Below are 266 nucleotides of genomic sequence, written 5' to 3'. Positions count from 1 at the left end.
AATTATTGGAGGGAATTTTCTAATGTTATTATCCACTGCTTGGCAAAGTTACTATAACGATAAAATAATCGAAGGATATTCATTAATTACTTTAAAAGCTTATCTGGTACAGGCGAATCTATTAATTATACATTTTGGTGATATTGCAATTGACCAAATTACTACTGATGAATTGAAACAGTATCTAGCAAAAGTTGCTGCAACCTTAAAACCTGCAAGTCTTGCACATCGCGTGCGTTTTATTAAATCTTTGTTCCGTTGGGCGC

General features: G+C 33.5%; 1 protein-coding gene. It reads left to right on the top strand.

From position 1 onward, the window contains the following. Positions 1–22: 22 nt before the first annotated feature. The coding region (locus tag CN514_RS24305; protein WP_176526065.1) for a site-specific integrase at positions 23–266 on the top strand (244 nt) is incomplete at its 3' end.

The sequence above is a fragment of the Bacillus sp. AFS001701 genome (genome assembly GCF_002559405.1).
In the GTDB taxonomy this organism is placed as follows: domain Bacteria; phylum Bacillota; class Bacilli; order Bacillales; family Bacillaceae_G; genus Gottfriedia.
Note: the sequence above shows the minus strand (reverse complement) of the source record. Positions and strands in the feature narration are given on the sequence as shown.